The sequence below is a fragment of the Fundidesulfovibrio agrisoli genome (assembly GCF_022808715.1).
Classification (GTDB): Bacteria; Desulfobacterota; Desulfovibrionia; order Desulfovibrionales; family Desulfovibrionaceae; genus Fundidesulfovibrio; species Fundidesulfovibrio agrisoli.
Window position 1 is genome coordinate 144967 of sequence record NZ_JAKZKX010000003.1, and the last position, 22528, is coordinate 167494.

Below are 22528 nucleotides of genomic sequence, written 5' to 3' on the forward strand. Positions count from 1 at the left end.
TCCCTTACCCGTATTGGGTGGCGGCGGACCGTTTTGTACCGGCGCACAGCAGGATCAAAGCGAGAACGAAACTTCATGAGCACGATTGAAGCGAACCTGGCCGACCTCAAACCGGACCGTGTGTTCGACGGCGGCGACCTGGACTGCGGCTCGGGCCTGGCCCTGATGATCCGCGAGCACATGCTGGAAGTGCCCCCCGGCGGCGTGCTGGAGATGGTCAGCCGCGAACCCACCGTGGCCGACGATCTGCCGCCCTGGTGCAGGCTCTCCGGCCACGAGTACCTGGGCAGCCTGCCCGGCGAGGCCGGCGCGCGCTACTTCCTGCGCAGGGGGGGGCCGCCGGTTCCGGTGACGCCGCCGAGGCCGAGAAGAAAGCCCTGGAGCAGGACAAGCAGCGCGCCAAGGCCTACGAGTGGCGGCTGCGGGTGCGCGCCGGGGCCAACCTCTCAAGCACCGCCTACTGCCGCAACTTCTCCTGGAAGCTGGGCCAGCCCGCCAGCTTCGAGGAGCGCGACGAGCACCCCAGCGCCGTGGAGGCCCTGCTGGGCGCGCTGGGCGGGGCGCTTGCCACGGGATACGCCACGGAGTGCTCCCGCGACGGGCTGGAGATGGACGACATCGAGATCACCGTCAAAGGCAGGCTGGGCAACATCCTGGCGCACCTGGGCCTGGAGGAGGGCGACCCCTCCTTCAGCTCCATCGAGGTGCGCTGTTTCGCCTCCACCCTGGAAGAGGAATCACGGGCCCGCGCCGCCTGGGACCGGGCCGTGGCCCGCTCCCCCCTGGCGGCCACCCTGGCCAAGGCGCTGGACCTCAAAACGAGCTTCACAACGGTATGACCACCTTCACCACCACCCAAGTGGGCAGCTGGCCCCGCTCCAAGAGGATGCTGCGCGCCCTGCGCGACCGCCGCACCGGCGCGATGACCCGAGAGGCCTTCGAGGCCGTGGCCGAGGAGGAGATCCGCCGCACCGTGCGCCTCCAGGAGGGGGCCGGGCTGGACGTGCTGGTGGACGGCGAGCACCGCCGCGACAATTTCTATTCCTTCATCACGGACAAGGTGGAAGGCACGCGGCTCATGTCGCTGGCTGAGATGCTCGACGAGATGGAGGACAAGTCCGGGTTCGAGGAGATGCTCACCACCCTGGACGTGCCCGCCTCGGCCATCCGCAACCCCACCTGCATCGGCAGGCTCTCGCGCCGCGAGCCCCTGGCCGTGGACGACCTGCGCTTCATGCGCACCCTCACGGACAAGCCCGTGAAGATCACCCTGCCCGGGCCGTACCTTCTCACCCGCTCAATGTGGGTGTGGGCCTACACCGGCAAGGTCTACGCCAGCCAGCGCGAGATGGGCGACGACGTGGTGCGCCTGCTGCGCGAGGAGCTGCTGGAGCTGGCCGCCGAGGGCTGCGAGTTCGTGCAGTTCGACGAGCCCGTGCTCACCGAGGTGGTCATGAGCGGGGAGTGCGGCCGACGAACGTTCATGTGAGCGACGCTCGCCACCCGCCGTGACGTGGGTGAAGAACTTGGCTACGCAGCGGAGCTCATCAACCGGGTGGTTGAGGGCGTGGAAGGCACGCGCACCGGCCTGCACATCTGCCGGGGCAACTGGAGCACCCGGGAAGAGGTGCTGCTCACGGGCGACTATCGGCCCCTGCTGCCCGCGCTGACCAACATGCGCGTGCGGCAGTTCGTGTTGGAGTACGCCACCCCGCGCGCCGGGGAGATCGAGGTGGTGGGAGCGGCCTTGTCGGGCGCTGTCCCCGGGTCGCAGACGCCCCGCGAGTTGGGGCTGGGGGTGGTCAACCCCCGCACCGTGGAGGTGGAGACCCCGGAGGAGATCGCCGCCCGCGCCGAGGAGGCGCTGCGCTTCTACAGGCCGGAGCAGCTCTTCCTGAACACGGACTGCGGCTTCGGCTGCTTCGCCAACCGCTGCGTCAACGTGGAGGAAATCGCGGCCGCCAAGATAGCCTCCATCGCCCGGGCCGCCAGGCTGCTCCGGGAGCGCCACGGCTGATCCGGCCGGGCGCCGCCCCATCCCCTTCCCCAGGCTTTCGCAAGTAAAAAACAAGCCCCGGCGGACCCGAAGGTCCGGCGGGGCTTGCCAGCGATCAAGGGAACCGATGCGGTTCCCTATGAAAGCTCTTCAAAAAGAACTAGGCGGTCTTGGGGGCCTTTTTCTTTTTCTTCTTCTTGGCCATCTGTTCGATGTGGGAGCCCTTCTCGGAAGAGGTGGAAGGGGTCTCGAAAGCGAAGGCGACGGAGGTCATCAGCAGGCAGGAAGCCACAGCCATCAGAACGGCTTTCTTCATTGTAATCTCCTTGGGGTTGTTGCCATGTCGTAATGCGTTGAACTCCGCGAGGCGAAGCGCGTGGTGGGGACGCATCGCATCGCGTGGAAAGTGGCTACGCCGTCCTGCATTACCGCTCCCTTTCGCTCGGGTTACAGAACTGAAAGGCAAGCCCGGCAATGAAACCTCCGGCGCATTGACACCCGCACAGGCGAGGACTAATTTGCCTGTCATGCGCATCCTGCTCGTCGAAGACGACCCAAAAATCGCCGCGTTCATCTCCCAGGGCCTCAAACAGAACGGTTATGCGGTGGACCAGTGCGCCACCGGCACCGACGGCCTGCATCTGGCCCTGACGGAATCCTACGCGGCCGCCGTGGTGGACGTGATGCTCCCCGAACTCGACGGGCTGAGGCTCATCGAGGAGATGCGCAAACAGCGCGTGAACACCCCGGTCATCATCCTCTCGGCCAAGCGCTCCGTTGACGACAGGGTGAAGGGCCTGCAATCCGGCGGGGACGACTACCTGCCCAAGCCGTTCTCCTTCGCGGAGCTGCTGGCCAGGCTCCAGGCGCTCATCCGGCGCTCCACCAGCACCGCCGAGACCACCCACCTGAGCGTGGGCGCCCTGAGCATGAACCTGCTCACCCGCGACGTGACCCGTGACGGCGCGGCCATCAGCCTGCAGCCGCGCGAGTTCTCCCTGCTGGAGTTCTTCATGCGAAACCCGGGCAAGGTGCTCTCCAAGACCATGATCATGGAGCACGTCTGGAACTACAACTTCGACCCGCAGACCAACGTGGTGGACGTGCTGGTCTGCCGCCTGCGCAACAAGATCGACCGCGACTTCAATCCCAAGATGCTCTCCACGCTGCGGGGGGTGGGCTATGTCCTCAAGCCTCCTCGCAACGATTAGGCGCAGCACCGGCTTTCGCCTCACAGTCCGCTACGCCGTCGTCTTCATCCTGAGCTCCCTGGTGCTCTTCGTGCTGGCCTACATGCTGTTGGCCAACGCCGTGCGCACGCAAGACCAGAAGCTCATCACGGAAAAACTGAACGAATACAGTTATATCGAACGCACAAAGGGCCTTGCCGCGCTGGTGGAGCTGGTGCGCCGCGACGTGGAGGACTACGAGGAGCCCGACTCTTTCGTGCGGATTTTGGACCCGTCCGGCGCGGAGATGCTCACCCTGGCCCCGCAGAGCTGGCGCGGCGTCCCGTCCAGGGAACTCGTGGCGCGGCTCAAGGAGGGCGGCCAGTGGCTGCTCTGGAAGTCCGACGAGACGGGCGACGCCTACGAGTTCGGGCTGCGCAGGCTCTCAAGCGGCGCGGCCATCATCGTGGGCGGCGACGCCAGGTCGCGCGAGGCCCTGCTGAGCGAGTTCCAGCGCATCTTCCTGGGCATCACGGTCACTGTTGTGGCGCTGGGCGTCGCCGCGGGCACGGTGCTCTCCTACCGCAGCCTGGCGCCCATCCGCGACCTCATCGCCACGGTGAAGTCCATCGAGCAGGGCAGCCTGGGCGCCCGGGTGCTCACGCGCGGCAGCGGCGACGAGCTGGACGAGCTGGCCAGCCTGTTCAACTCCATGCTGGGGCGCATCTCCACGCTCATCCAGGGCATGCGCGACGCGCTGGACAACGTGGCCCACGACCTGCGCACCCCCCTGACCAGGGCCAAGGCCGTCATCGAGACCGCGCTGCAGTCCGACCTGGACGAGACCGGCCTGCGCGAAGCCCTCATGGACTGCGCCGAGGAGAACGAGCGCATCCGCACCACGCTGAACACCCTCATGGACATCTCGGAGGCCGAGACGGGCACCATGCGCCTGGATATCCAGCGCGAGGACCTGGCCCTGCTCATCGAGGAGAGCGCCGAGGTCTACGAGTATCTGGCCATGGAGAAGGGCATCGCCCTGGTGACCGACGCGCCGCCCGGGCTCTACGCCCTGGTGGACGGCGGGCGCGTGAGGCAGGTGCTGGCCAATCTGCTGGACAACGCGCTGAAGTATTCCAAGCCCGGCGGCAAGGTGCAACTGCGCGGCTGGAGCGAGGGGGGGCACGTGCGCGTGCTGGTGAGCGACGAGGGCGAGGGCATCCCCGCCAAGGACATGCCGAGAATCTTCGAGCGGCTCTACCGTGGCGACAAGAGCCGCACCCACAGGGGCCTGGGGCTCGGGCTCTCGCTGGTGCGGGCGGTGCTCAAGGCCCACGGCGGGGACGTGAGCGTGCGAAGCGAAGTGGGCAAGGGCAGCGAGTTCGAGTTTACGTTGCCTGGGGCGGTGTAATTTTTCCTCGCGGGGCCGGGCCTACTCGAACGGCCCCTTGGGCCAGTGTTCCGAGCGGTCCTTGAACACCTTCTCCAGGGCCGCGTATTCCTTCCTATCCTCGTCTGTGCGGGCGTAGCCCCGGGCCTTCTCCATCTGGAAGCGGGTCTGGCGGCGGTCGCCGGTGTAGACCGCGCTGTAGGCCAGGTTCAGGTGGGCGTGGAACAGGTCGCCCGCTTCGCCGTAGGTGCGCCCGATCTGTTGGCGCACATCGGGCGATTCGGGCATGGCCATCACCACCCTGCGCATCAGGTCCAGCGATTCCTTGTAGCGGCGTTCCTGCGCCAGAATCTGCGAATACTCGGCCAGGGCCACCATGTCCCTGGGGTTGGCCTCCACGGCGCGGCGCAGCAGGCTCGAGGCCCGGTCGAAGTCCCGCACTTTCAGGAAGAACTGCCCGGCTTCGCGCAGCCAGAGCGCGTCGTTGCCGCCCTCCTTGAGCGCCGCCTCGAAGGCCTCGCGCGCCTTGTCGTTCTCGTTGGTGCGGCCAAGCGCCATGGCCAGGCCCAGGCGGTCCAGCTTGGTCATGGAGGCGCCCTTCTTGCCGTAGTAGCCGATTGCGAGGGCCGGGTCGCTGTAACGGCTGCGGATGATGGTCTGCACGCGCAGGAACCGCTCGTCGCGGTTGGGGCGGGCGGAGATGTCCTTGCTCATGCGGGCGATGCGTTCGGAGAGGTAGCCGATGCGCTCGGTGATGTCCGGGTGCGTGGAGAGGTAGGAGGGGATGGACCCGTACCCCTTGAAAATCTTCATGCGCTGCATGATCTCGAAGGCGTGGGGCAGGCCGTAGGGGGAATAGCCCGCGCCGACCAAGTAGTTCATGCCCACCTCGTCGGCCTCGCGCTCGTCGTCGCGGGAGTAGTTGAGCATGGCCTGCTGGGCCGCTGCCTGGCTTCCCATCATCATGGCGGCCCCGCCTTCCTTGGAGCCGCCCGCCATGCCCAGGGCGAAGCCCGCCAGCACGCCCACCAGCGAGGCGATGCTCATGGCGCGCCCCGTCTCGATGCGCTTGGCTATGTGGCGCTGGGTCACGTGGGCCAGCTCGTGCCCCAACACGCCCGCCACCTCGGACTCGTGCTCCATGTTCAGGATCAGGCCCGTGAACACGAACACATAGCCTGCCGGCGCTGCGAAGGCGTTGACGGCGTTGTCCTTGACCACGGCCACGGTGAACTTGAAGGGCTGGGGCGGCATCTGTCGCACCAGGCTGGCCACGATGTCGCGGGTGTACTCCACCACCTCGGAGTCGTCGATCATGGGCAGTTTGGAGCGGATGAGCACGTTGAACTTGTCGCCGAGCTCCTTCTCGTCCTTGATGCCGAAGCTGAAATAACCGGCCTGGGCCGTGGGCACGCCCAGCCAGGCGGGGAAGGCCGTCACCAGCGCCAGGGCGAGCGCCAGGGCGCGGCCGAACGGCCCGAAACGGCGGGAATTCGCGGAGTGCATGGGAGGCTTATAAACCCTTTGCTGGCGTTGGCAACCTGTGAGCGTGCGCAGGATTCCGGGCGCACCGCATGCTAGTCGCGCCGGGGAAGGGGAAGGTTACCGGCGAAGCCGGAGTGGAGGAGGAAGAGGGCCGGCCCGGAGACGGTTTCGCCCCGGGCCGGAGGGGTGAGCTAGTCGGTGACGACCATGACGCTGGAGGCCTTGACCATGGCCTTGACCTTGCTGCCTTCCTTGAGGCCCAGGTTCTCCACGGAGTGCTTGGTGATGATGGAGACCAGTTCCACGCCGGGGGCGATTTCCATGACGACTTCGGAGTTCACGGCTCCCTGGGTGATCTGCTTGATGGTGGCCGGAATGAGGTTGCGGGCGCTGACTTTCATGCGGAATGCCTCCTGAGTTGGATGTGAAGGCGCTGCGGCCGGAGCGGCCGGGCATGCGCCGTTGAAGCGATGATATTTATATATGCGCAGCATGATCCGCACGCAATTATTTTTATTCGTGACTCTACAGTTGTACGAATTGTCAGTCGCATGAATGATCGTTGACGATATTTATCGAATTACATTCGCTTGGCTGAACGCATGCCCTCTACTGCGCCCCCTCCTCACACAGGGCGACGCGCTCGGCCGCGCCGGGCTCTGGAAAGAAAAAGACCCTGATTAAGAGATGTTATGGATGGGGTGTCCCGATTGCTCATCCTGAAGGAGTTGGCCCGCCATTCCCAGGCTGGTTCGCGCGCTTAGGCTGGCCTATGCGTCTGGGCGAAGTGTCCCACATGAGGACGAAACCAGGTATCCTTCAACGTATATGCTTCGATTCTCATACTTTCTTCATGGGGAGCGGCAGCGCAAAAAAAATCCCCCCGGAGCGGGCTCCGGGGGGATGGAAGGGACGAAGGGCGGATGCGAACCTAGCGGTTCATCATGTCCAGGAATTCCTTGTTGCTCTTGGTGCCGCGCATCTTGTCCAGCAGGAACTCCATGGAGTCGATGGGGCTCATGGGGGCCAGGAACTTGCGCAGAATCCACACGCGGTTGAGCTGGTCCTCGGGGAGCAGCAGCTCCTCCTTGCGGGTGCCGGAGCGGTTCAGGTCGATGGCGGGGTAGACGCGCTTCTCGGAGAGGTGGCGGTCCAGGTAGAGCTCCATGTTGCCGGTGCCCTTGAACTCCTCGAAGATGACCTCGTCCATTCGCGAGCCGGTGTCGATGAGCGCGGTGGCGATGATGGTCAGGGAGCCGCCCTCCTCGATGTTGCGCGCCGCGCCGAAGAAGCGCTTGGGGCGCTGCAGGGCGTTGGCGTCCAGGCCGCCGGAGAGCACGCGGCCGGAGGAGGGGGTCACGGCGTTGTAGGCGCGGCCCAGGCGGGTGATGGAGTCCAACAGGACCACCACGTCGCGCTTGCGCTCGACCAGGCGCTTGGCCTTCTCCATGACCATCTCGGCCACCTGCACGTGGCGCTGGGGCGGCTCGTCGAAGGTGGAGCTGACAACCTCGGCGCGCACGGTGCGCTCCATGTCGGTCACTTCCTCGGGGCGCTCGTCGATGAGCAGCACGATGAGGTAGACGTCGGGGTTGTTGGCGTTGATGGAGTTGGCGATGGTCTGCAGCAGCATGGTCTTGCCGGTGCGGGGCGGGGCCACGATCAGGCCGCGCTGCCCGTGGCCGATGGGGGCCAGCAGGTCGATCACGCGGGAAGAGTAGTTCTTGTCCCCGTTCTCCATGACCAGGCGGCGGTTGGGGTAGAGCGGGGTCAGGTTGTCGAAGAGCACCAGGTTCTTGGAGGCCTCGGGGGGCTGGAAGCCGATCTCGGAGACGCGCAGCAGGGCGAAGTAGCGCTCGCCCTCCTTGGGGGGGCGGATCTGGCCCGAGACCACGTCGCCCTTGCGCAGGCCGAAGCGGCGGATCTGCGAGGGCGAGACGTAGATGTCGTCCGGGCCCGGCATGTAGCTGTACATGGGGGAACGCAGGAAACCGAAGCCGTCGGGCAGGATTTCCAGCACGCCCTCCCCGAAGATGGAGCCGTTCTGCGAGGCGCAGTTCTGCAGGATGCCGAAAATGAGCTCCTGCTTGCGCATGCCGCTGGGGTTTTCAACATTGAATTGGATGGCCAATTCCATGAGTTCGGGCATGCTTTTGAGCTTGAGATCGGAGAGATTCATCGAGAACTCCGTGCGGATGTGATTGGAGAGCTGAAGGCCGCCGCCAGGGGCACGAGCCCGGCGGAGAGGGTGTCTGCGTCAGTAATGTCGACGCGATACGACGTGGATACGGTCAAAGGCATAGATTGCGCTGATGGACGGATGCCGCCGATTGTTGTGGGGGTATTCCACCCTTCAACATAGAGGGGTGGAAATCAAGTCCTGCCTGTTCAACTATGTGCAAGCTCCGCACATTTCGCGCCCGAAGGGGGACGCTTCATGCGCCACAGCCCGCCATGCAGAGTACCGCATATCGCAGTGTGTCTCTAAGGGTGCTGGATGCTTTATGTACGCGGTGTGAGTGAGTTTATGGCTTGCCCAAGACGGTCCATATATCATTTTGAAAAGGTGTCAAGGGCGGGCCGCTCTCCGTGTGAAAAATTGCTCAATTGCCGCTTTATTCGGGAGTCTTGGGCTTCAGGACGTCCTCGAAGAGGGCGTTGATGTCGTCCTTGACGGAATCCTGTGCGATGTCCAGGGAGTAGGCGACTTCCAGGGTCAGCAGGCCGGTGGCCTGCTCGAGCAGCCTGCGCTCCCCGAAGGAGAGCTCCTTGCCGCCGCCGATGAGCAGCAGCTCCTTGAGGACGTAGGCGACATCGGCCAGGTTGCCGCTCTTGAGCTTTTCGGAATACTCGCGGTAGCGCCTGTTCCAGTTCTGGCCGGTGTAGCCCGTGAAGGTGGAGCGGTCCTTGAGGGACTCCATGATGGCCCTGGCCTCGTCGGGAGGGCAGACGTGGCGCAGGCCCACGTTCACGGCGTTCTTCACCGGGACCATCAGCGTGACGTTGTTGGTCAGGATTCGGACGATATAGAAGTCGACAGATTGGCCCCCCACGGTCTGGGACTCGATCCGCTCGACTTTGCCCACGCCCTGGGCAGGGTAAACCACCAACTCGTCCAGAGAAAACACGTGGGCGAAACTCCTTGCTGTCACATGAGCCAGGGTATTGCTGAGGGATGCCCGGGGCGGATTGGCCAGACGCCGCCCCCGATGGGAACCACTGAGAAGGCGGCCTGTTCAAAGCGCGAGTCAGGACATCTCTTTTGTATCCCAACCGTCCCAAAGAGTCCAGTATCCAGAGGTTCTGAGGGGCATTCTCGTCAGGGCGCGGGCTGGAAGGCTCCGGCCTCGCGCATGGCGGTCTCCAGGCCCTTCCCCAGATAGAGGCGCAGGGCCGCGGCTGCGGCGGGCAGCACGGCGCGCACGGCGGCCTCCTCCTGGGAGGAGAAATCCTGCAGGACATAGGCGGCCACGTCCATCTTGCCCTCGGGGCGGCCGATGCCCAGGCGCAGCCGGACGAAATCCTGAGATCCGGTTTCGGCCGCGATGGACTTGAGCCCGTTGTGCCCGGCCAGGCCCCCGCCCTTCTTCATCCGCATGCGCCCCAGGGGCAGGTCCAGCTCGTCGTGGACCACCACAAGGTCCTCCACGGTGAGCTTGTAGTAGCGCAGCGCGTGGGCCACGGCCCTGCCGGAGAGGTTCATGAAGGTCATGGGCTTGAGCACGAGCACCTCGCCCTCCACGCCCGGCAGGCGCAGGGCGTGGAGCACGCCGTCCTTGCCCAGGGAGAGCTCGCGGGCGGAGCCGGACTCCAGCAGGGCGTCCACGGCCATGAATCCGAAATTGTGGCGCGTGTCGCGGTATCTGGGGCCGGGGTTGCCGAGCCCCGCGATGAGGGTGTGCGCTGCCATGGGTCCTCAAAAAAATCTTGGCCGGGGCCACCGTCGGGGCCCCGGCCAAGGAGACGGAACTGAGGGAGGGTTATTTCCCGGCTTCGGCTTCGGCTTCGGCAGTGGGGGAGATGACGGCCACCACGGCGAAGTTGCTGTCGAACACGGCCTTGACGCCCTCGGGCAGGACCACGTCCTTGATCTGGATGGCCTGGTTGATCTCCAGCCCGGCCACGTCGATGATGATCTTGTCGGGGATGTTGGCGGGCAGGCAGACCACTTCCAGGTCTTCGTGGTACAGCTCAAGCTTGCCGCCGACCACGACGCCCTTGGGCTTGCCCTTGAGCTCCACCTCGACGTGGACGTGGATCTGCTTGGTGGGGTCGACGCCGTAGAAATCCACGTGGTCGATCTGGTTCTTGTAGGGGTGGGCGTCCACGACCCAGATCAGGCTGGGGTGGGTCTCGGTCTTGCCGTCGTGGTCGATGATAAGGTCGAACACGCGGGAGGAGCCAACCTTCTGGAAGACCTTGCGGAAGGGCAGGTCGGCCACCACCACGGGAATGTTCACGCCCTTGTCGTCATAGTAGACGCCGGGGACCATCTTCTGTGCGCGCAGGCGGCTGTTGGGGCCCTTGCCTCTTTCGGCGCGGCCCTGGACGGTGAGGCTCAGTTGTTCCTTCATGTCGATATCTCCTTGTTCCGCCTGGCGGCGATGACTAGCTGGTCTTGTTGAAAAGCACGCTCACCGAAGACTCGGTGTGGATGTTGTGGATGGCCTTGGCCAGCAACCCCGCCACGGAGAGCACCTTGATCTTGTCGCAGGCCTGGGCCTCGGCGGAGAGCGGGATGGTGTTGGTGACCACCACCTCCTTGAAGGGGGAGGCGCAGAGGCGGTCGATGGCCGGGCCGGAGAGCACGGGGTGCGTCACGCAGGCCATCACCTCGCGGGCGCCGTTCTCCAGGAGCACCTGAGCGCCCTGGACCATGGTGCCCGCGGTGTCGATCATGTCGTCGATGAGCACGCAGGTCTTGCCCTCGACGTTGCCGATGACGTGCATGGCCTTGGCCTGGTTGGGCGCGTCGCGGCGCTTGTCCACGATGGCCAGGCCGCAGCCGAGGCGCTTGGCGAAGCTGCGGGCGCGCTCCACGCCGCCTGCGTCCGGGCTGACCACCAACACGTCGCCGTCCACGGCGTCGCGCACGTACTCGGCCAGGATGCCCATGGCGTAGAGGTTGTCCACGGGCACGTTGAAGAAACCCTGGATCTGGCCCGCGTGCAGGTCCACCGTGAGCAGGCGGTGCATGCCGGTGACCTGCAGGATGTCCGCCACGAGCTTGGCGCTGATGGGCGCGCGCGGCGAGACCTTGCGGTCCTGCCGGGCGTAGCCGTAGTAGGGCACCACGGCGGTGACGCGCGAGGCGCTGGCGCGCTTGAGCGCGTCCAGGATCAGGGACAACTCCATGAGGTGGAAGTTCACCGGCAGGCACGTTGGCTGGATCACGAAGACGTCGGATCCGCGCACGTTGGCGCCGATCTCAACGCGGATCTCGCCGTCGGAAAAGGTGCTGACCATGGAGGGCAGCAGGGTGCAGCCCAGATGGTCGCAAATGGCCCGGGCAAGCTCCGGGTTGGCGTTGCCGGTGAGAATTTTCAGATCCCCGTGGGTGGCCATAATGATCCCGTATAGAAAGTTGTGGCTGGGGAGGAAGGACTTGAACCCTCGAATGCGGGGACCAAAACCCCGTGCCTTACCGCTTGGCGACTCCCCAACGTGTGCCGCTACAACCGCGACAGCCAGACCGAATGGCCTTCGCCGGCCAGCGCGTCACGGGCATCGCCCGCCTGCGGCTGGTTACGGAAAAGGCCGAAAACCGCGGAGCCGGACCCGCTCATGCAGCTCGCCGCGGCGCCCAGGACCGTCATGCGCTGCTTGAGGCGGCGCACGCCGGGGAAATCCCTGAAGACTGCGGACTCGAAACTGTTGGCTATAAAGGTGCCGGAAACGCAAAACGGTCGCATACTCGCAGGGCAGCCGCTTGTCAAGCGGGGTGTGCCCGATTGGGTGGCGTCGCCCAGGTGCATGGCGTCCCAGGCGCGGTAGGCCCAGGCCGTGTTCACCCGCTCGGGGGGCACCGCCAGCACCATGTACAGGCCGGTGAGCGCCGTCTCCACCGGTTCGAGTTTTTCGCCGATCCCCGTGGCCCAGGCCGGGCGGCCCAGCAGGAAGAAGGGCACGTCCGCGCCCAGGGAGGCCGCCAGGGCGGAAAGCTCCCCCCGCTCCAGGGCCGCCGCTCCGGCATGGTCGTTGAGCCAGCCGAGCATGGCCGCGGCGTCCGCGCTGCCGCCCCCCAGGCCCGCGCCCGAGGGGATGGCCTTCTCCAGGCGCGCCGTAAGCCCCGGGCGGCTCCCCGTGCGCCGGGCGAAGGCCTCGTAGGCCTTGGCCACCAGGTTGTCCGGCCCGGACAGGGCCGGGTCCGAACAGGCGAGGCGCAGCCCTGGTTCGCCGCCGGGGGTCAGCCGCAGCACGTCATGCGGTTCGGCGACCGGGTGGAACAGCGAGCGCAGCTCATGGTAGCCGTCGGGGCGCACCCCGGCGATCTCCAGGTAGATGTTGACCTTGCAGCCGATCCGCAGGGCGTCGCTCATTGCTTGTCCGGCAGGGCCACAGCGCGGAAGAGGTTCTGCTGGCCGCGCTTGAGCAGCAGCAGGGCCACCCCTTTCTTGCGCGCGTCGCCCTCGATCACCTTGCTGAAGTCGGCCAGGCTGTTCACGGGGGTCTGGTTGGCCTCCAGGAGCACGTCGCCCGCCTTGACCTCGGCGTCGGCCGCCGGGGAGCCCGGCTCCACCTCGGCCACCAGCAGGCCCTTGCCGGCGGGCACGCCCACGGCGCGCGCCTCCTCGGCCTTGAGCGGGCGCAGCGTCATGCCCACCAGGGAGGCCGACTTGGATTCCGGCTCTGATTCGGTCTTGGCCGCCCCCAGCTTGGCCGCGTCCCGCTGGCCCAGGGTGGCGGTGACGGTCATGGCCTTGCCCTTGCGCCACACGCCCAACTCGGTCTTGCTGCCGGGCCTGTTGGCGGCCACCACGCGCAGCATGGCGGCGGCGTCCTTGACCTCGTGGCCGCCAACCGAGGTGATGACGTCGCCCACCTGCACCCCGGCCTTGGACGCGGGTTCGCCCTCCATGACGGAGGTGATGAGCGCGCCCTTGGGTTCTTCCATGCCCAGGGCCTTGGCCGCGTTCTCGTCCACGTCCTGGATGGAGACGCCCAGCCAGCCGCGCTGGATCTGCTTGTGCTCGCGCAGGTCCGCGATGACGGAGGCGGCCATGCTCGAGGGGATGGCGAAGCCGATGCCCTGGCCCGAGGCCACGATGGCCGTGTTGATGCCCACCACCTTGCCGTCGAGGTCGAGCAGGGGGCCGCCGGAGTTGCCGGGGTTGATGGAGGCGTCGGTCTGCAGGAAGTTGTCGAACGGCCCGGCCCCGATCACGCGGCCCTTGGCGCTCAGGATGCCTGCGGTGACGGTGTTGTTCAGGCCGAAGGGGTTGCCGATGGCCACCACCCAGGCCCCCACCTTGAGGACGTCGGAGTCGCCGAACTGCAGGAAGGGCAGGTCGCCGCCGTTCTCGATCTTGACCACGGCCAGGTCCAGCTCGGGGTCGCGCCCGATGACCTTGGCGGGCAGGGGCTTGTCCTTGCCGCGCAGTTGGACCTTGATCTCCTCGGCGTCCTCGACGACGTGGTTGTTGGTGACGATGAAGCCGTCCTTGGAGATGATGAACCCGGTACCCATGGAGCGCTGCCGCTTGGAAGGAGCCTCCTCCTTGAAGCGGCGCTGGAACTGGTCGAGGAAATCCTCGAACGGCCCGCCGCGCGGGTGGTTCTTGAGGAAGTCGCGCAGCTTGTCCTCGGTGTTCACCGAGCGCACGGTGCTCAGGTTGACCACGGCCGCCCCGGCGGTTTCGGCGAGCTCGGAGAAGTCGGGCAGGTTCACCCGGGCCTGGGCGGGGAGGCAGAGGCCCAGGCAGAGGACGATTAGGGCTGCTACGGCTGTCAACCGTGACATGGGGGGCTCCTGGGGCGCGCGTGCGCGCGGAAGGTGGTTGCGGTCGGACAGTATACCCCTCCCGCGCGGAATGTAAACCGCCGGCGCGTCCGGGGCGGGCAGGGGCTTGACCCGGGGCCGCCCCTTGACTATCAAGGCGGTCCTTGCACGGTCCCGTAGCTCAGGTGGATAGAGCGATCGCCTCCTAAGCGATAGGCCACAGGTTCGAATCCTGTCGGGACCACCACATGCACTTCGGAGAGGTTCGCTGGCATAAGCAAACCTTTGAGATCAAAAAGAAGCCGGTCCAGAGATGGGCCGGCTTCCTGCGTTTGGGATCAGTGATGTCCGGGCCGCTCCGTCCAGCGTCACTCCTTGAACCTGTACCCCACCCCCGTCTCGGTGTGCAGGTGCTTGGGGCGGGCCGGATCCTTCTCGATCTTCTGGCGCAGCTTGTGCACGTGGATGCGCACGTAGTGCTCCTGGTCGCGGCTGTGCCTGCCCCAGACCTCCCGCAGGAGCTGCCCGTGGGTGACCACCTTGCCCGCGTGCAGCGCCAGAAATGCCAGCATCTTGAACTCCGTCGGGGTCAGGTGCACCTCCTCCCCTTCCAGGCTGACCGTGCGCCCGTCCAGGTCGATGAGCAGGTCGCCGAACGCGTAGCGCGTGGGCCGCGGGGCCTCCCGGTCGGCCTCGTGCCGCAGGAGCACCCGTATCCTGGCGGCCAGCTCCCCCAGGCTGAAGGGTTTGGTCAGGTAGTCGCTGGCGCCCTTGTCCAGGGCGGAGACCTTGTCCTGCTCGTTGCCGCGCGCGGAAACCACGATGACCCGGGCCTTGGCCCAGGGGGGCAGGCTCCCGATGATCTCCTCGCCGTCCATGTCGGGCAGGCCCAGATCCAGGAGGATCACGTCCGGGTCGCGGGAGGAGGCCGTGGCAAGGGCGTCCCTGCCGTTTTCCGCCTCGAGCACGGAGTAGCCCTCCGCCTCGAGGAAGGGCTTGAGGAAGCGCCTGATGGCGGCCTCGTCGTCAACGACCAGTATGGTGGCTTTCTTCATGCTCATGCAGGGGGAGGGTTATGGTGAACCGCGCGCCGGAGGGGGCGTTGTCCCGGGCGGTGATCTCGCCGCCGTGCGCCTTGACCACCGCCCGGCAGATGGCCAGCCCCAGGCCGTAGCCTTCTGGCCCGCCCCGGTCGCCGCGCTGGAAGCGTTCGAAGAGCTTGTCGTGGTCGCCCGGGGGCAGCCCCGGCCCGTTGTCGCGCACCTCGATCACTACTGACTGTTTGCGCATGTGGGCCAGGATATCCACGCGCGCCCCGGGGGGCGAGTACTTGGCCGCGTTCTCCAGGAGGTTCAGGAACACCTGCTCCATGAGCACCTCGTCCATGGGGATGGGCGGGAGGTCGCCGGGCACTCGCAGCCCGACCTGATGCCCCGAGAGGGCGGACTCCAGCCGGGAGAGCGCGCTGCCGAGCACCTCCTCCAGGGGCACGGGCTTCAGGTCCGGGACGACCGCCCCGGATTCCAGGGCGGCGATGCGCAGCAGGTTGTCCACCAGGCGCTCCAGCCGGGCCGCCTCGCCCGCGATGTTTTCCTCCAGGGCGCGGCGGACGTCGGCGCCGGCCGCGTCCCCAAGGGCCAGGAGGCTCTGTGCGGAGCCTGAGATGGCCGCCAGCGGGGTCTTGAAGTCGTGGGTCACGGTGGAGAGGAGCGAGGCCCGGAGCTTCTCCCGCTCGGCCTCCACCAGGGTCGCCCGGGCCTTCTCCTCCAGCCTGTCCACGTCGAGGGCCAGGGCGGTCTGGTGGATGAAGACGTCCAGGAGCCTGCGCTTGTCCGGGAGCAGGATCGACTCCCTGGCTTCCTCGTCGAAGGGCTTGAGCCCGATCACTCCAAGGATCTCCTCGGACCCGGGCAGGGGCAGAAACAGCGCCTCGGATTCCGAGAGCGTCTGGGTGGTGAGCCCCGCGGGCTTGCCGTTGTCGAACACCCACTGGGCAACGCCCAGGTCCTTCTCGGGCAACACCTCGTCGCTGTCGGGCAGGAACACGGTCTCCAGCCTGCCCGGCGAACCCGGCGTGAACACCACGGCCCTGCAGCGGAAGACCCGGGCCAGATGCTCGCTGGCCACCTGCAGCAGGTTGGCCGTGCCGCGCGTGGAGGCCAGATGCCGCGAGAGCCCGGAGAGCTCGGAGGCCTGCCGCTCCAGTTGGCCGGCGCTGTCCGCCTGGGCCTTGATGCGGGAGGCCATGCCGGAGAGGACCAGGGCCACCAGGAACATCACCGCGAAGGTCACCAGATAGTCCACGTCGGACACGTTGAAGCTGAAGCGCGGCGGCACGAAGCAGAAGTCGAAGGCCAGCACCGAGAGCACCGAGGCCAGGGCCGAGGCCCGCCGGGACAGCCAGACCGCCACGGCCATGACCCCCACCAGGTAGACCATGATAAGGTTGGCCAGCGCCAGATAGGGGTACATGGCGAAGCAGGCGGCGGTGCACAGGCCCACGACGCCCACGGCGCAGGCGAGGTCCTTCCATTGGGGCTTGGGGGGCGCCTTGGCCCTGGCCGGGGAGGCGCCCTTGGGGTCCTGGCCTTTGATGACGTGGACGTCGATCTCCTCGGAGAGGCGCACCAGCTGGTCCACGGGGCTGCCGCGCAGCATGTCCAGGAGGGTGTGCTTGACGGGCTTGCCGATCACGATCCGGGTGACGTTGTGCTGCCGGGCGAAGCCCACGATGAGCCGGGCCACGTCCCCCCCGGCCAGCACGTGCGTCAGGGCGCCCAGCTCCTGGGCCAGGTTCAGGTTGGCCATGGCCCTGGCGGAGGCGTCCCCTTCGGGCTGCTGCTGGATGTACAGGGCGTGCCAGGGCGCGTGGAGCCCGTCCGCCAGCCTCTTGGCGGAGCGGACCAGGGTGGCGGAGGTGGGCGATGGCCCCACGCAGACCAGGATGCGCTCCGCCGTGGGCCAGGTGGTCTGGATGGCGTGGCCCTGGCGGTACACCAGCACCTCGGTGTTCACCCGGTTGGCCGTGGAGCGCAGCGCCAGCTCGCGCAGGGCGCTCAGATTGCCGGAGCGGAAGAAGTTCTCCCCGGCCCACTCGGCCTGCCTGGGCAGGTAGACCTTGCCCTCGCTCAGGCGCTGGCGCAGGTCCTCGGGCGGAAGGTCCACCAGAATCACGGATTCGGCCGTCTCCAGCATGGCGTCGGGCACGGTTTCGCGCACTCGCACGCCCGTGATCTGGGCCACCACGTCGTTGAGGCTCTCCAGGTGCTGGACGTTGAGCGTGGTCCAGACGTCCAGCCCGTGTTCCAGGAGCTCGTCCACGTCCTGCCAGCGCTTGGGGTGCCGCGAGCCCGGGACGTTGGTGTGGGCCAGCTCGTCCACCAGGATCAGCGCAGGGCGGCGGGCCAGGGCGCCGTCCAGGTCGAACTCCTGGAGAGCGTGCCCTTTGTAGTCGATGGCCTGGCGCGGCAGCGAGGGCATGCCGTACATGAGGGCCTCGGTGTCCTCGCGGCCGTGGGTCTCCACGATGCCGGCCAGCAGGTCGAGCCCCTCGGCCATCTTGAGGCGGGCCGCCTCCAGCATGGCGTAGGTCTTGCCCACGCCGGGGGCCATGCCGAGGAAAATCCTCAGCCGGCCGCGTCGTTTCTCGGCCTCCGCGCGCTGGACCATGGCCAGCAGGGCGTCGGGGTCGGGGCGCTGGTCCTCGTCTCTCATGGAAGCGCCTTACTCCTTCTTTCCCGCCGCATCCAGGGCCAGGTTGAGCTCCAGCACGTTCACCCTGGGCTCGCCCCAGAACCCGAACAGGCGGCCCTCGGTGTGCGCCGCGACCAGCGCGGCCACCGTTTCGGGCGGCATGTTCCTGGCCCTGGCCACCCGGCCGAGCTGGCGGGCCGCGCCCTCGGGGCTGACGTGCGGGTCCAGCCCGCTGGCGGAGGCTGTCACCAGGTCCATGGGCGCGGGGCCGCCGCCGTCCAAGGCCGCCACCCTTCCGGCCACGGCCTCGGGGAGCGCCGGGTTGGACGGCCCCAGGTTCGAGCCCGAGGAGGCCCCGGCGTTGTATTCGTAGGGCGCGGTGGCCGAGGGCCTGCCGTGGAAGTATGCGTCGGAGGCGAAGGGCTGGCCGATCAGGGCCGAACCGGCCACGCCCCCGCCCGTGACGATCAGGCTGCCCCCGGCCTGCGCCGGGAACAGGGCCGCGCCCAGTCCGGTCATGGCCAGGGGGTAGGCCAGGCCGGTCAGCAGGGTCATCCAGAAGAGCATCAGGGCGGCGGGTCTGAGTTGCTGCATGAAGGTGGCGAACATGGAATGCTCCTACGCCCAGCCGAGGGCGGCAATGATGATGTCGATGAGCTTGATGCCCGCGAAGGGCACCAGGAGCCCCCCCAGCCCGTAGATGAACAGGTTGCGGCGCAGGGCCACGGCCGCGGGGAGGGGCACGTACTTCACGCCCTTGAGGGCCAGGGGGATCAGGAACACGATGACCAGGGCGTTGAACACCACGGCCGAGAGGATGGCCGATTTCGGCGTGGCCAGGCCCATCACGTCCAGCACCCCGAGCTGCGGGTAGATGCCCGCGAACACGGCCGGGATGATGGCGAAGTACTTGGCGATGTCGTTGGAGATGCTGAAGGTGGTCAGGGAGCCGCGCGTCATGAGCAGCTGCTTGCCGATGGCCACCACTTCCAGGAGCTTGGTGGGGTTGGAGTCCAGGTCCACCATGTTCCCGGCCTCCTTGGCGGCCTGCGTGCCGGAGTTCATGGCCACGCCCACGTCCGCCTGGGCCAGGGCCGGGGCGTCGTTGGTGCCGTCGCCGGTCATGGCCACCATCTTGCCCTCGGCCTGGTATTGGCGGATGCGCGCCAGCTTGGCCTCCGGCGTGGCCTCGGCCAGGAAGTCGTCCACGCCCGCCTCGGCCGCGATGGCCGCCGCCGTGAGCGGGTTGTCGCCGGTGACCATGATGGTCTTGATGCCCATGGAGCGCAGCTCGGCGAAGCGCTCCCGGATGCCGCCCTTCACGATGTCCTTGAGCCAGACCACGCCGAGGGGCCTGCCGTTTTCCGCCACCAGCAGCGGCGTGCCGCCGGACTTGGCCACCTCGTGGATGGCCTGGTCCAGCTCCTGCGGGATGCGCTCGCCGGACTGCTCGGCCAGGGCCTTGATGGCGTCGGGCGCGCCCTTGCGCAGGATGCGCCCGGGCAGGTTCACGCCGGAGAGCCTTGTCTGCGCGGTGAAGGGCACGAAGGTGGCCCCCAGGTCGTGCAGTTCGTGCCCCCTGATGCCGAAGCGCTCCTTGGCCAGCACCACGATGGAGCGGCCCTCGGGGGTCTCGTCCGCCAGGGAGGCCATCTGGGCGGTTTCGGCCAGCTCGCGCTCGTCCACGCCCTTCACGGGCAGGAAGGCCGAGGCCTGCCGGTTGCCCAGGGTGATGGTGCCGGTCTTGTCCAGCAGGAGCACGTCCACGTCACCCGCGGCCTCCACGGCGCGGCCCGAGGTGGCGATGACGCCCGACTGGATCAGGCGGTCCATGCCCGCGATGCCGATGGCGGAGAGCAGCCCGCCGATGGTGGTGGGGGCCAGGCACACGAACAGGGCGGTCAGGGCGGTGATGGTCACGGCGGCGCCCTGGCCGGACATGGCCACGGCGTAGGCGGACATGGGCCGAAGCGTGGCGCACACCACCAGGAACACCAGCGTGAGCGAGGCCAGCAGGATGTTCAGGGCTATCTCGTTGGGCGTCTTGCGGCGCTTGGCCCCCTCCACCAGGGAGATCATCCTGTCCAGGAAGGTCTCGCCGGACTCGGCCGCCACCTTCACCACCAGCCAGTCGGAGAGCAGGCGCGTGCCGCCGGTGACGGCGCTGCGGTCGCCCCCGGCCTCCCGGATCACCGGGGCGCTCTCGCCGGTGATGGCCGCCTCGTCCACGGAGGCGATGCCTTCCACGATCTCGCCGTCCGAGGGGATGATGTCCCCGGCCTCCACCAGCACCAGGTCGCCCCGGTGCAGCGTCTTGGCCATGACGTTCTGGAACGGCGAGTCACGGCGGGGGTGCAGGAGCTTCCTGGCGCTCACGTCCTGGCGCAGGCCCCGCAGGGCCGCGGCCTGGGCCTTGCCCCGGCCCTCGGCCATGGCCTCGGCGAAGTTGGCGAAGAGCACCGTGGCCCACAGCCAGGCCGAGATGGAGGCCACGAACCCGAACGGGGCCTCGCCGTGGCCGAGGTACGCCTGCACCGCCAGGCAGGTGGTCAGGATGGAGCCCACGTACACCGTGAACATGACCGGGTTGCGGGCCTGGCTCGCGGGGGTGAGCTTGCGGAAGCACTCCATCCCGGCCTGGCGGACGATGGCCGGATCGAAGAGGGGGCGCGATGTGTCTTTCTTGGGCATGACCGAAACCTCGTTATTTGAAGAGCGCCAGGTGCTCGGCCACGGGGCCCAGCGCCAGCGCGGGGACGAAGGTGAGCGCGCCGACCACCAGCACCACGGCCATGAGCAGGGCCACGAAGATGGGGCCGTGGGTGGGCAGGGTGCCGGGCCCCGCCTGCAGGCGCTTCTTGCCCGCCAGGGAGCCGGCCATGGCCAGCACCGGCACGATGAGCCAGTAGCGGGATACGAACATGGCCACGCCGCCCGCGATGGTCCAGAAGGGGGAGCTGGCCGTGAGCCCGGCGAAGGCGCTGCCGTTGTTGTTGCCCATGGAGGAGAAGGCGTAGAGCATCTGGCTGAACCCGTGCGGCCCGGGATTGGAGACGGCGTCCGGCGGCCCGGCCACCGCCGCCAGGGCGGTGCCCATCAGGGAGAGGAACGGCGGGATCAGGATGACCAGAGCGGCCATCTTGGTCTCGAATGGTTCGATCTTCTTGCCCAGGTATTCCGGCGTGCGCCCCACCATGAGCCCGGCCACGAACACGGCCACCACGGCGAACACCAGCATGCCGTAGAGGCCCGAACCCACGCCTCCGTAGACCACCTCGCCCAACTGCATGAGCAGCATGGGCCACATGCCGCCGAGCGGGGTGAAGCTGTCGTGCATGGCGTTCACCGAACCGTTGGAGGCGGCCGTGGTGGCGGCCGCCCACAGGGCGGACCCGGCCGCCCCGAAGCGGACCTCCTTGCCCTCCATGTTGGCAGCGGACGCCACTCCCGCCTTTTCCAGCAAGGGGTTGGGCGTGGCCTCGGCCTGGATGGTCAGGAAGGCGAAGCCCGCGAACAGTATGGTCATGGCCATGAACACGGCCCAGCCCTGCCTTCTGTCGCCCACCATGACCCCGAAGGCGTGGCAGAGCGCAGCCGGGATGAGCAGGATGGCCAGGAGCTCCAGCAGGTTGGTGAGCGGCGTCGGGTTCTCGAAGGGGTGGGCGGAGTTGACGTTGAAGAAGCCGCCGCCGTTGGTGCCCAACTGCTTGATGGCCACCTGGGAGGCCACGGGCCCCATGGCGATGACCTGCTCCGCCTGGGTGGCGGGTTCGGTCAGGGGCTTGCCCGCGGCGTCCAGCACGGGGTTTCCGGAGCCGTCGAGCACGGGCTTTTCGTAGGCGGTCGGCTCAACGAGCCTGGCCGTGGCCGAGCCGGCCAGCGTCTGGGGAACGCCCTGCCAGACCAGCGCCACGGCCAGAATCACGGAGAGGGGCAGCAGAACGTAGAGCGTCGAGCGGGTCAGGTCGCGCCAGAAGTTGCCCAGCAGGGAGGTCTCGCGCCGGGCGAGGCCACGGATGAGGGCGGCCATGACGGCCATGCCCGTGGCGGCGGAGACGAAGTTCTGCACAGTCAGGGCAAGCATCTGCGTGAGGTGGCTCATGGTGGTTTCGCCGCCGTAGGCCTGCCAGTTGGTGTTGGTGGCGAAGCTTACGGCGGTGTTGAAGGCCACGTACGGGTCCACCCCGGGGAGCCCGGCAGGGTTCAGGGGCAGCGCGCCCTGGAGCCTCTGTACGGCGTACACGGCCAGGATGCCCAGGGCGTTGCAGGCCACCACGGCCAGGGCGTAGGCCTTCCAGTCCATCTCCTTGGAGGCGTCGATCCCGCAGAGGCGGTAGAGGAGGCGCTCCACGGGGCCGAGGATTCTGTCCAGGCCGCAGGGCCTGTCCTGATACACCCGGGCTATGTAGAGCCCCAGAGGCCAGGACGCCGCGACGAGCAGGGCCAGGTAGAACAGGTATTGCGTCAGGTCGTTCGCGTTCATTCGAACCACTCCGGTTTGCACAGGGCCGCCAGCAGATACACGAACAGGGCGGCCGCGATGGTGAGGGCCAGGGTATCCACGGTTATTTCCCCTCCAGGCTGGAGACCGCGCCGATCAGGCCGAAAAGGCCGCAGACCAGGGCCAGAATGAGGGTCGCAAAGAGGATGTCCATCAAAACCTCCGTCGAGAGTCGATGGGTATGCAATAGCCACTGTGGGGTAAAAATGGTGTAAAATGTGGCTGCAGATGGGTAAATAAGGCGTTACTCAGCTTCTATGCCCGCTTGAGCCAGGGGCCTTTGCGGCCACCCATGGGGCATGCCCCGTCGGGTGGAATGCTCGATGCCCAAGCGCCCGGGTGCCGGGCTCGTGTC

The 22528-nt window shown here is 67.3% G+C and carries 20 protein-coding genes and 2 tRNA genes; 5 read left to right on the top strand and 17 right to left on the bottom strand.

What is annotated here, in order from left to right:
* The first annotated feature begins 257 nt into the window (after positions 1-257).
* Complete coding sequence (locus tag MLE27_RS18115; protein WP_243310483.1) at positions 258-839, top strand: OsmC family protein; 582 nt, start codon at positions 258-260, stop codon at positions 837-839.
* On the top strand, positions 836-2017 hold the full coding sequence (locus tag MLE27_RS03405; RefSeq protein ID WP_279355664.1) for a cobalamin-independent methionine synthase II family protein: 1182 nt from the start codon (positions 836-838) through the stop codon (positions 2015-2017). Before MLE27_RS18115 ends, MLE27_RS03405 begins: the two co-directional genes overlap by 4 nt.
* A 139-nt stretch (positions 2018-2156) precedes the next feature.
* Here the strand turns inward: MLE27_RS03405 and MLE27_RS03410 are convergent, their stop codons facing one another.
* Positions 2157-2312, bottom strand: coding sequence for a hypothetical protein (locus MLE27_RS03410; protein WP_243310484.1), 156 nt, complete (start codon positions 2310-2312; stop codon positions 2157-2159).
* A 211-nt stretch (positions 2313-2523) separates the two neighbouring features.
* On the opposite strand from MLE27_RS03410, the gene MLE27_RS03415 reads away from it, so the two are divergent.
* Positions 2524-3207, top strand: coding sequence for a response regulator transcription factor (locus MLE27_RS03415; RefSeq protein WP_243310485.1), 684 nt, complete (start codon positions 2524-2526; stop codon positions 3205-3207).
* Positions 3179-4576: a sensor histidine kinase gene (locus MLE27_RS03420; RefSeq protein WP_243310486.1), complete on the top strand. Its 1398-nt coding sequence runs from the start codon at positions 3179-3181 to the stop codon at positions 4574-4576. The genes MLE27_RS03415 and MLE27_RS03420 overlap by 29 nt, the downstream gene beginning before the upstream one ends.
* Positions 4577-4597: 21 nt before the next feature.
* Here the strand turns inward: MLE27_RS03420 and MLE27_RS03425 are convergent, their stop codons facing one another.
* The 10 genes from MLE27_RS03425 to MLE27_RS03470 form a co-directional block, all read right to left on the bottom strand.
* A complete protein-coding gene (locus tag MLE27_RS03425; protein WP_243310487.1) occupies positions 4598-6061 on the bottom strand; it encodes a M48 family metallopeptidase in 1464 nt (487 codons plus the stop codon).
* A 170-nt stretch (positions 6062-6231) separates the two neighbouring features.
* Positions 6232-6441 (bottom strand): TOBE domain-containing protein, encoded by a 210-nt coding sequence (locus tag MLE27_RS03430; RefSeq protein ID WP_243310488.1) that lies wholly within the window; start codon positions 6439-6441, stop codon positions 6232-6234.
* A gap of 530 nt (positions 6442-6971) precedes the next feature.
* On the bottom strand, positions 6972-8219 hold the full coding sequence (rho, locus tag MLE27_RS03435) for a transcription termination factor Rho (RefSeq protein WP_243310489.1): 1248 nt from the start codon (positions 8217-8219) through the stop codon (positions 6972-6974).
* A gap of 436 nt (positions 8220-8655) precedes the next feature.
* Positions 8656-9168 carry a CarD family transcriptional regulator gene (locus tag MLE27_RS03440; RefSeq protein ID WP_243310490.1) on the bottom strand — a complete coding sequence of 171 codons (513 nt, stop codon included), beginning with the start codon at positions 9166-9168 and terminating at the stop codon, positions 8656-8658.
* A gap of 191 nt (positions 9169-9359) precedes the next feature.
* Positions 9360-9950, bottom strand: a complete 591-nt coding sequence (gene pth, locus MLE27_RS03445; RefSeq protein WP_243310491.1) for an aminoacyl-tRNA hydrolase — start codon at positions 9948-9950, stop codon at positions 9360-9362.
* Between the two features lie 70 nt (positions 9951-10020).
* Positions 10021-10614: a 50S ribosomal protein L25/general stress protein Ctc gene (locus tag MLE27_RS03450; protein WP_243310492.1), complete on the bottom strand. Its 594-nt coding sequence runs from the start codon at positions 10612-10614 to the stop codon at positions 10021-10023.
* Between the two features lie 34 nt (positions 10615-10648).
* Positions 10649-11605 (bottom strand): ribose-phosphate diphosphokinase, encoded by a 957-nt coding sequence (locus tag MLE27_RS03455; protein WP_243310493.1) that lies wholly within the window; start codon positions 11603-11605, stop codon positions 10649-10651.
* 22 nt (positions 11606-11627) lie between these two features.
* Positions 11628-11702: transfer RNA gene (locus tag MLE27_RS03460), tRNA-Gln, on the bottom strand.
* A 10-nt stretch (positions 11703-11712) separates the two neighbouring features.
* Entirely contained in the window at positions 11713-12579 is an 867-nt protein-coding gene (gene ispE / locus MLE27_RS03465) for a 4-(cytidine 5'-diphospho)-2-C-methyl-D-erythritol kinase (RefSeq protein WP_243310494.1), read from the bottom strand.
* Positions 12576-14000: a Do family serine endopeptidase gene (locus MLE27_RS03470; RefSeq protein ID WP_243310495.1), complete on the bottom strand. Its 1425-nt coding sequence runs from the start codon at positions 13998-14000 to the stop codon at positions 12576-12578. Before MLE27_RS03470 ends, ispE begins: the two co-directional genes overlap by 4 nt.
* A gap of 149 nt (positions 14001-14149) precedes the next feature.
* Between MLE27_RS03470 and MLE27_RS03475 the strand changes: the two genes are divergently transcribed.
* A tRNA-Arg gene (locus MLE27_RS03475) sits at positions 14150-14226 on the top strand.
* A gap of 121 nt (positions 14227-14347) precedes the next feature.
* Here the strand turns inward: MLE27_RS03475 and MLE27_RS03480 are convergent.
* Genes MLE27_RS03480 through kdpF form a run of 6 tightly spaced genes read right to left on the bottom strand, consistent with a single transcriptional unit; the run spans position 14348 to position 22235 of the window.
* Positions 14348-15034 carry a response regulator gene (locus MLE27_RS03480; RefSeq protein WP_279355665.1) on the bottom strand — a complete coding sequence of 229 codons (687 nt, stop codon included), beginning with the start codon at positions 15032-15034 and terminating at the stop codon, positions 14348-14350.
* Positions 15006-17693, bottom strand: coding sequence for a sensor histidine kinase (locus tag MLE27_RS03485; RefSeq protein WP_243310497.1), 2688 nt, complete (start codon positions 17691-17693; stop codon positions 15006-15008). The genes MLE27_RS03480 and MLE27_RS03485 overlap by 29 nt, the downstream gene beginning before the upstream one ends.
* A gap of 9 nt (positions 17694-17702) precedes the next feature.
* Complete coding sequence (kdpC, locus tag MLE27_RS03490) at positions 17703-18281, bottom strand: potassium-transporting ATPase subunit KdpC (RefSeq protein ID WP_423747962.1); 579 nt, start codon at positions 18279-18281, stop codon at positions 17703-17705.
* Between the two features lie 9 nt (positions 18282-18290).
* The gene (kdpB, locus tag MLE27_RS03495) at positions 18291-20363 is read right to left on the bottom strand and encodes a potassium-transporting ATPase subunit KdpB (RefSeq protein ID WP_243310498.1); all 2073 of its coding nucleotides are present in this window, start codon (positions 20361-20363) and stop codon (positions 18291-18293) included.
* Positions 20364-20376: 13 nt separating this feature from the next.
* Complete coding sequence (kdpA, locus tag MLE27_RS03500; RefSeq protein WP_243310499.1) at positions 20377-22155, bottom strand: potassium-transporting ATPase subunit KdpA; 1779 nt, start codon at positions 22153-22155, stop codon at positions 20377-20379.
* Positions 22152-22235, bottom strand: a complete 84-nt coding sequence (gene kdpF / locus MLE27_RS18250; RefSeq protein WP_423747965.1) for a K(+)-transporting ATPase subunit F — start codon at positions 22233-22235, stop codon at positions 22152-22154. The genes kdpA and kdpF overlap by 4 nt, the downstream gene beginning before the upstream one ends.
* Positions 22236-22528: the final 293 nt, after the last annotated feature.

Bases quoted from the DNA above. Each gene is read 5' to 3' on its own strand.
- MLE27_RS03410 (WP_243310484.1), bottom strand. From the start codon at position 2,312: ATGAAGAAAGCCGTTCTGATGGCTGTGGCTTCCTGCCTGCTGATGACC.
- MLE27_RS03415 (WP_243310485.1), top strand. From the start codon at position 2,524: ATGCGCATCCTGCTCGTCGAAGACGACCCAAAAATCGCCGCGTTCATC.
- MLE27_RS03420 (WP_243310486.1), top strand. From the start codon at position 3,179: ATGTCCTCAAGCCTCCTCGCAACGATTAGGCGCAGCACCGGCTTTCGC.
- MLE27_RS03425 (WP_243310487.1), bottom strand. From the start codon at position 6,061: ATGCACTCCGCGAATTCCCGCCGTTTCGGGCCGTTCGGCCGCGCCCTG.
- MLE27_RS03430 (WP_243310488.1), bottom strand. From the start codon at position 6,441: ATGAAAGTCAGCGCCCGCAACCTCATTCCGGCCACCATCAAGCAGATC.
- rho (WP_243310489.1), bottom strand. From the start codon at position 8,219: ATGAATCTCTCCGATCTCAAGCTCAAAAGCATGCCCGAACTCATGGAA.
- pth (WP_243310491.1), bottom strand. From the start codon at position 9,950: ATGGCAGCGCACACCCTCATCGCGGGGCTCGGCAACCCCGGCCCCAGA.
- MLE27_RS03450 (WP_243310492.1), bottom strand. From the start codon at position 10,614: ATGAAGGAACAACTGAGCCTCACCGTCCAGGGCCGCGCCGAAAGAGGC.
- MLE27_RS03455 (WP_243310493.1), bottom strand. From the start codon at position 11,605: ATGGCCACCCACGGGGATCTGAAAATTCTCACCGGCAACGCCAACCCG.
- ispE (WP_243310494.1), bottom strand. From the start codon at position 12,579: ATGAGCGACGCCCTGCGGATCGGCTGCAAGGTCAACATCTACCTGGAG.
- MLE27_RS03470 (WP_243310495.1), bottom strand. From the start codon at position 14,000: ATGTCACGGTTGACAGCCGTAGCAGCCCTAATCGTCCTCTGCCTGGGC.
- MLE27_RS03480 (WP_279355665.1), bottom strand. From the start codon at position 15,034: ATGAAGAAAGCCACCATACTGGTCGTTGACGACGAGGCCGCCATCAGG.
- MLE27_RS03485 (WP_243310497.1), bottom strand. From the start codon at position 17,693: ATGAGAGACGAGGACCAGCGCCCCGACCCCGACGCCCTGCTGGCCATG.
- kdpC (WP_423747962.1), bottom strand. From the start codon at position 18,281: ATGTTCGCCACCTTCATGCAGCAACTCAGACCCGCCGCCCTGATGCTC.
- kdpB (WP_243310498.1), bottom strand. From the start codon at position 20,363: ATGCCCAAGAAAGACACATCGCGCCCCCTCTTCGATCCGGCCATCGTC.
- kdpA (WP_243310499.1), bottom strand. From the start codon at position 22,155: ATGAACGCGAACGACCTGACGCAATACCTGTTCTACCTGGCCCTGCTC.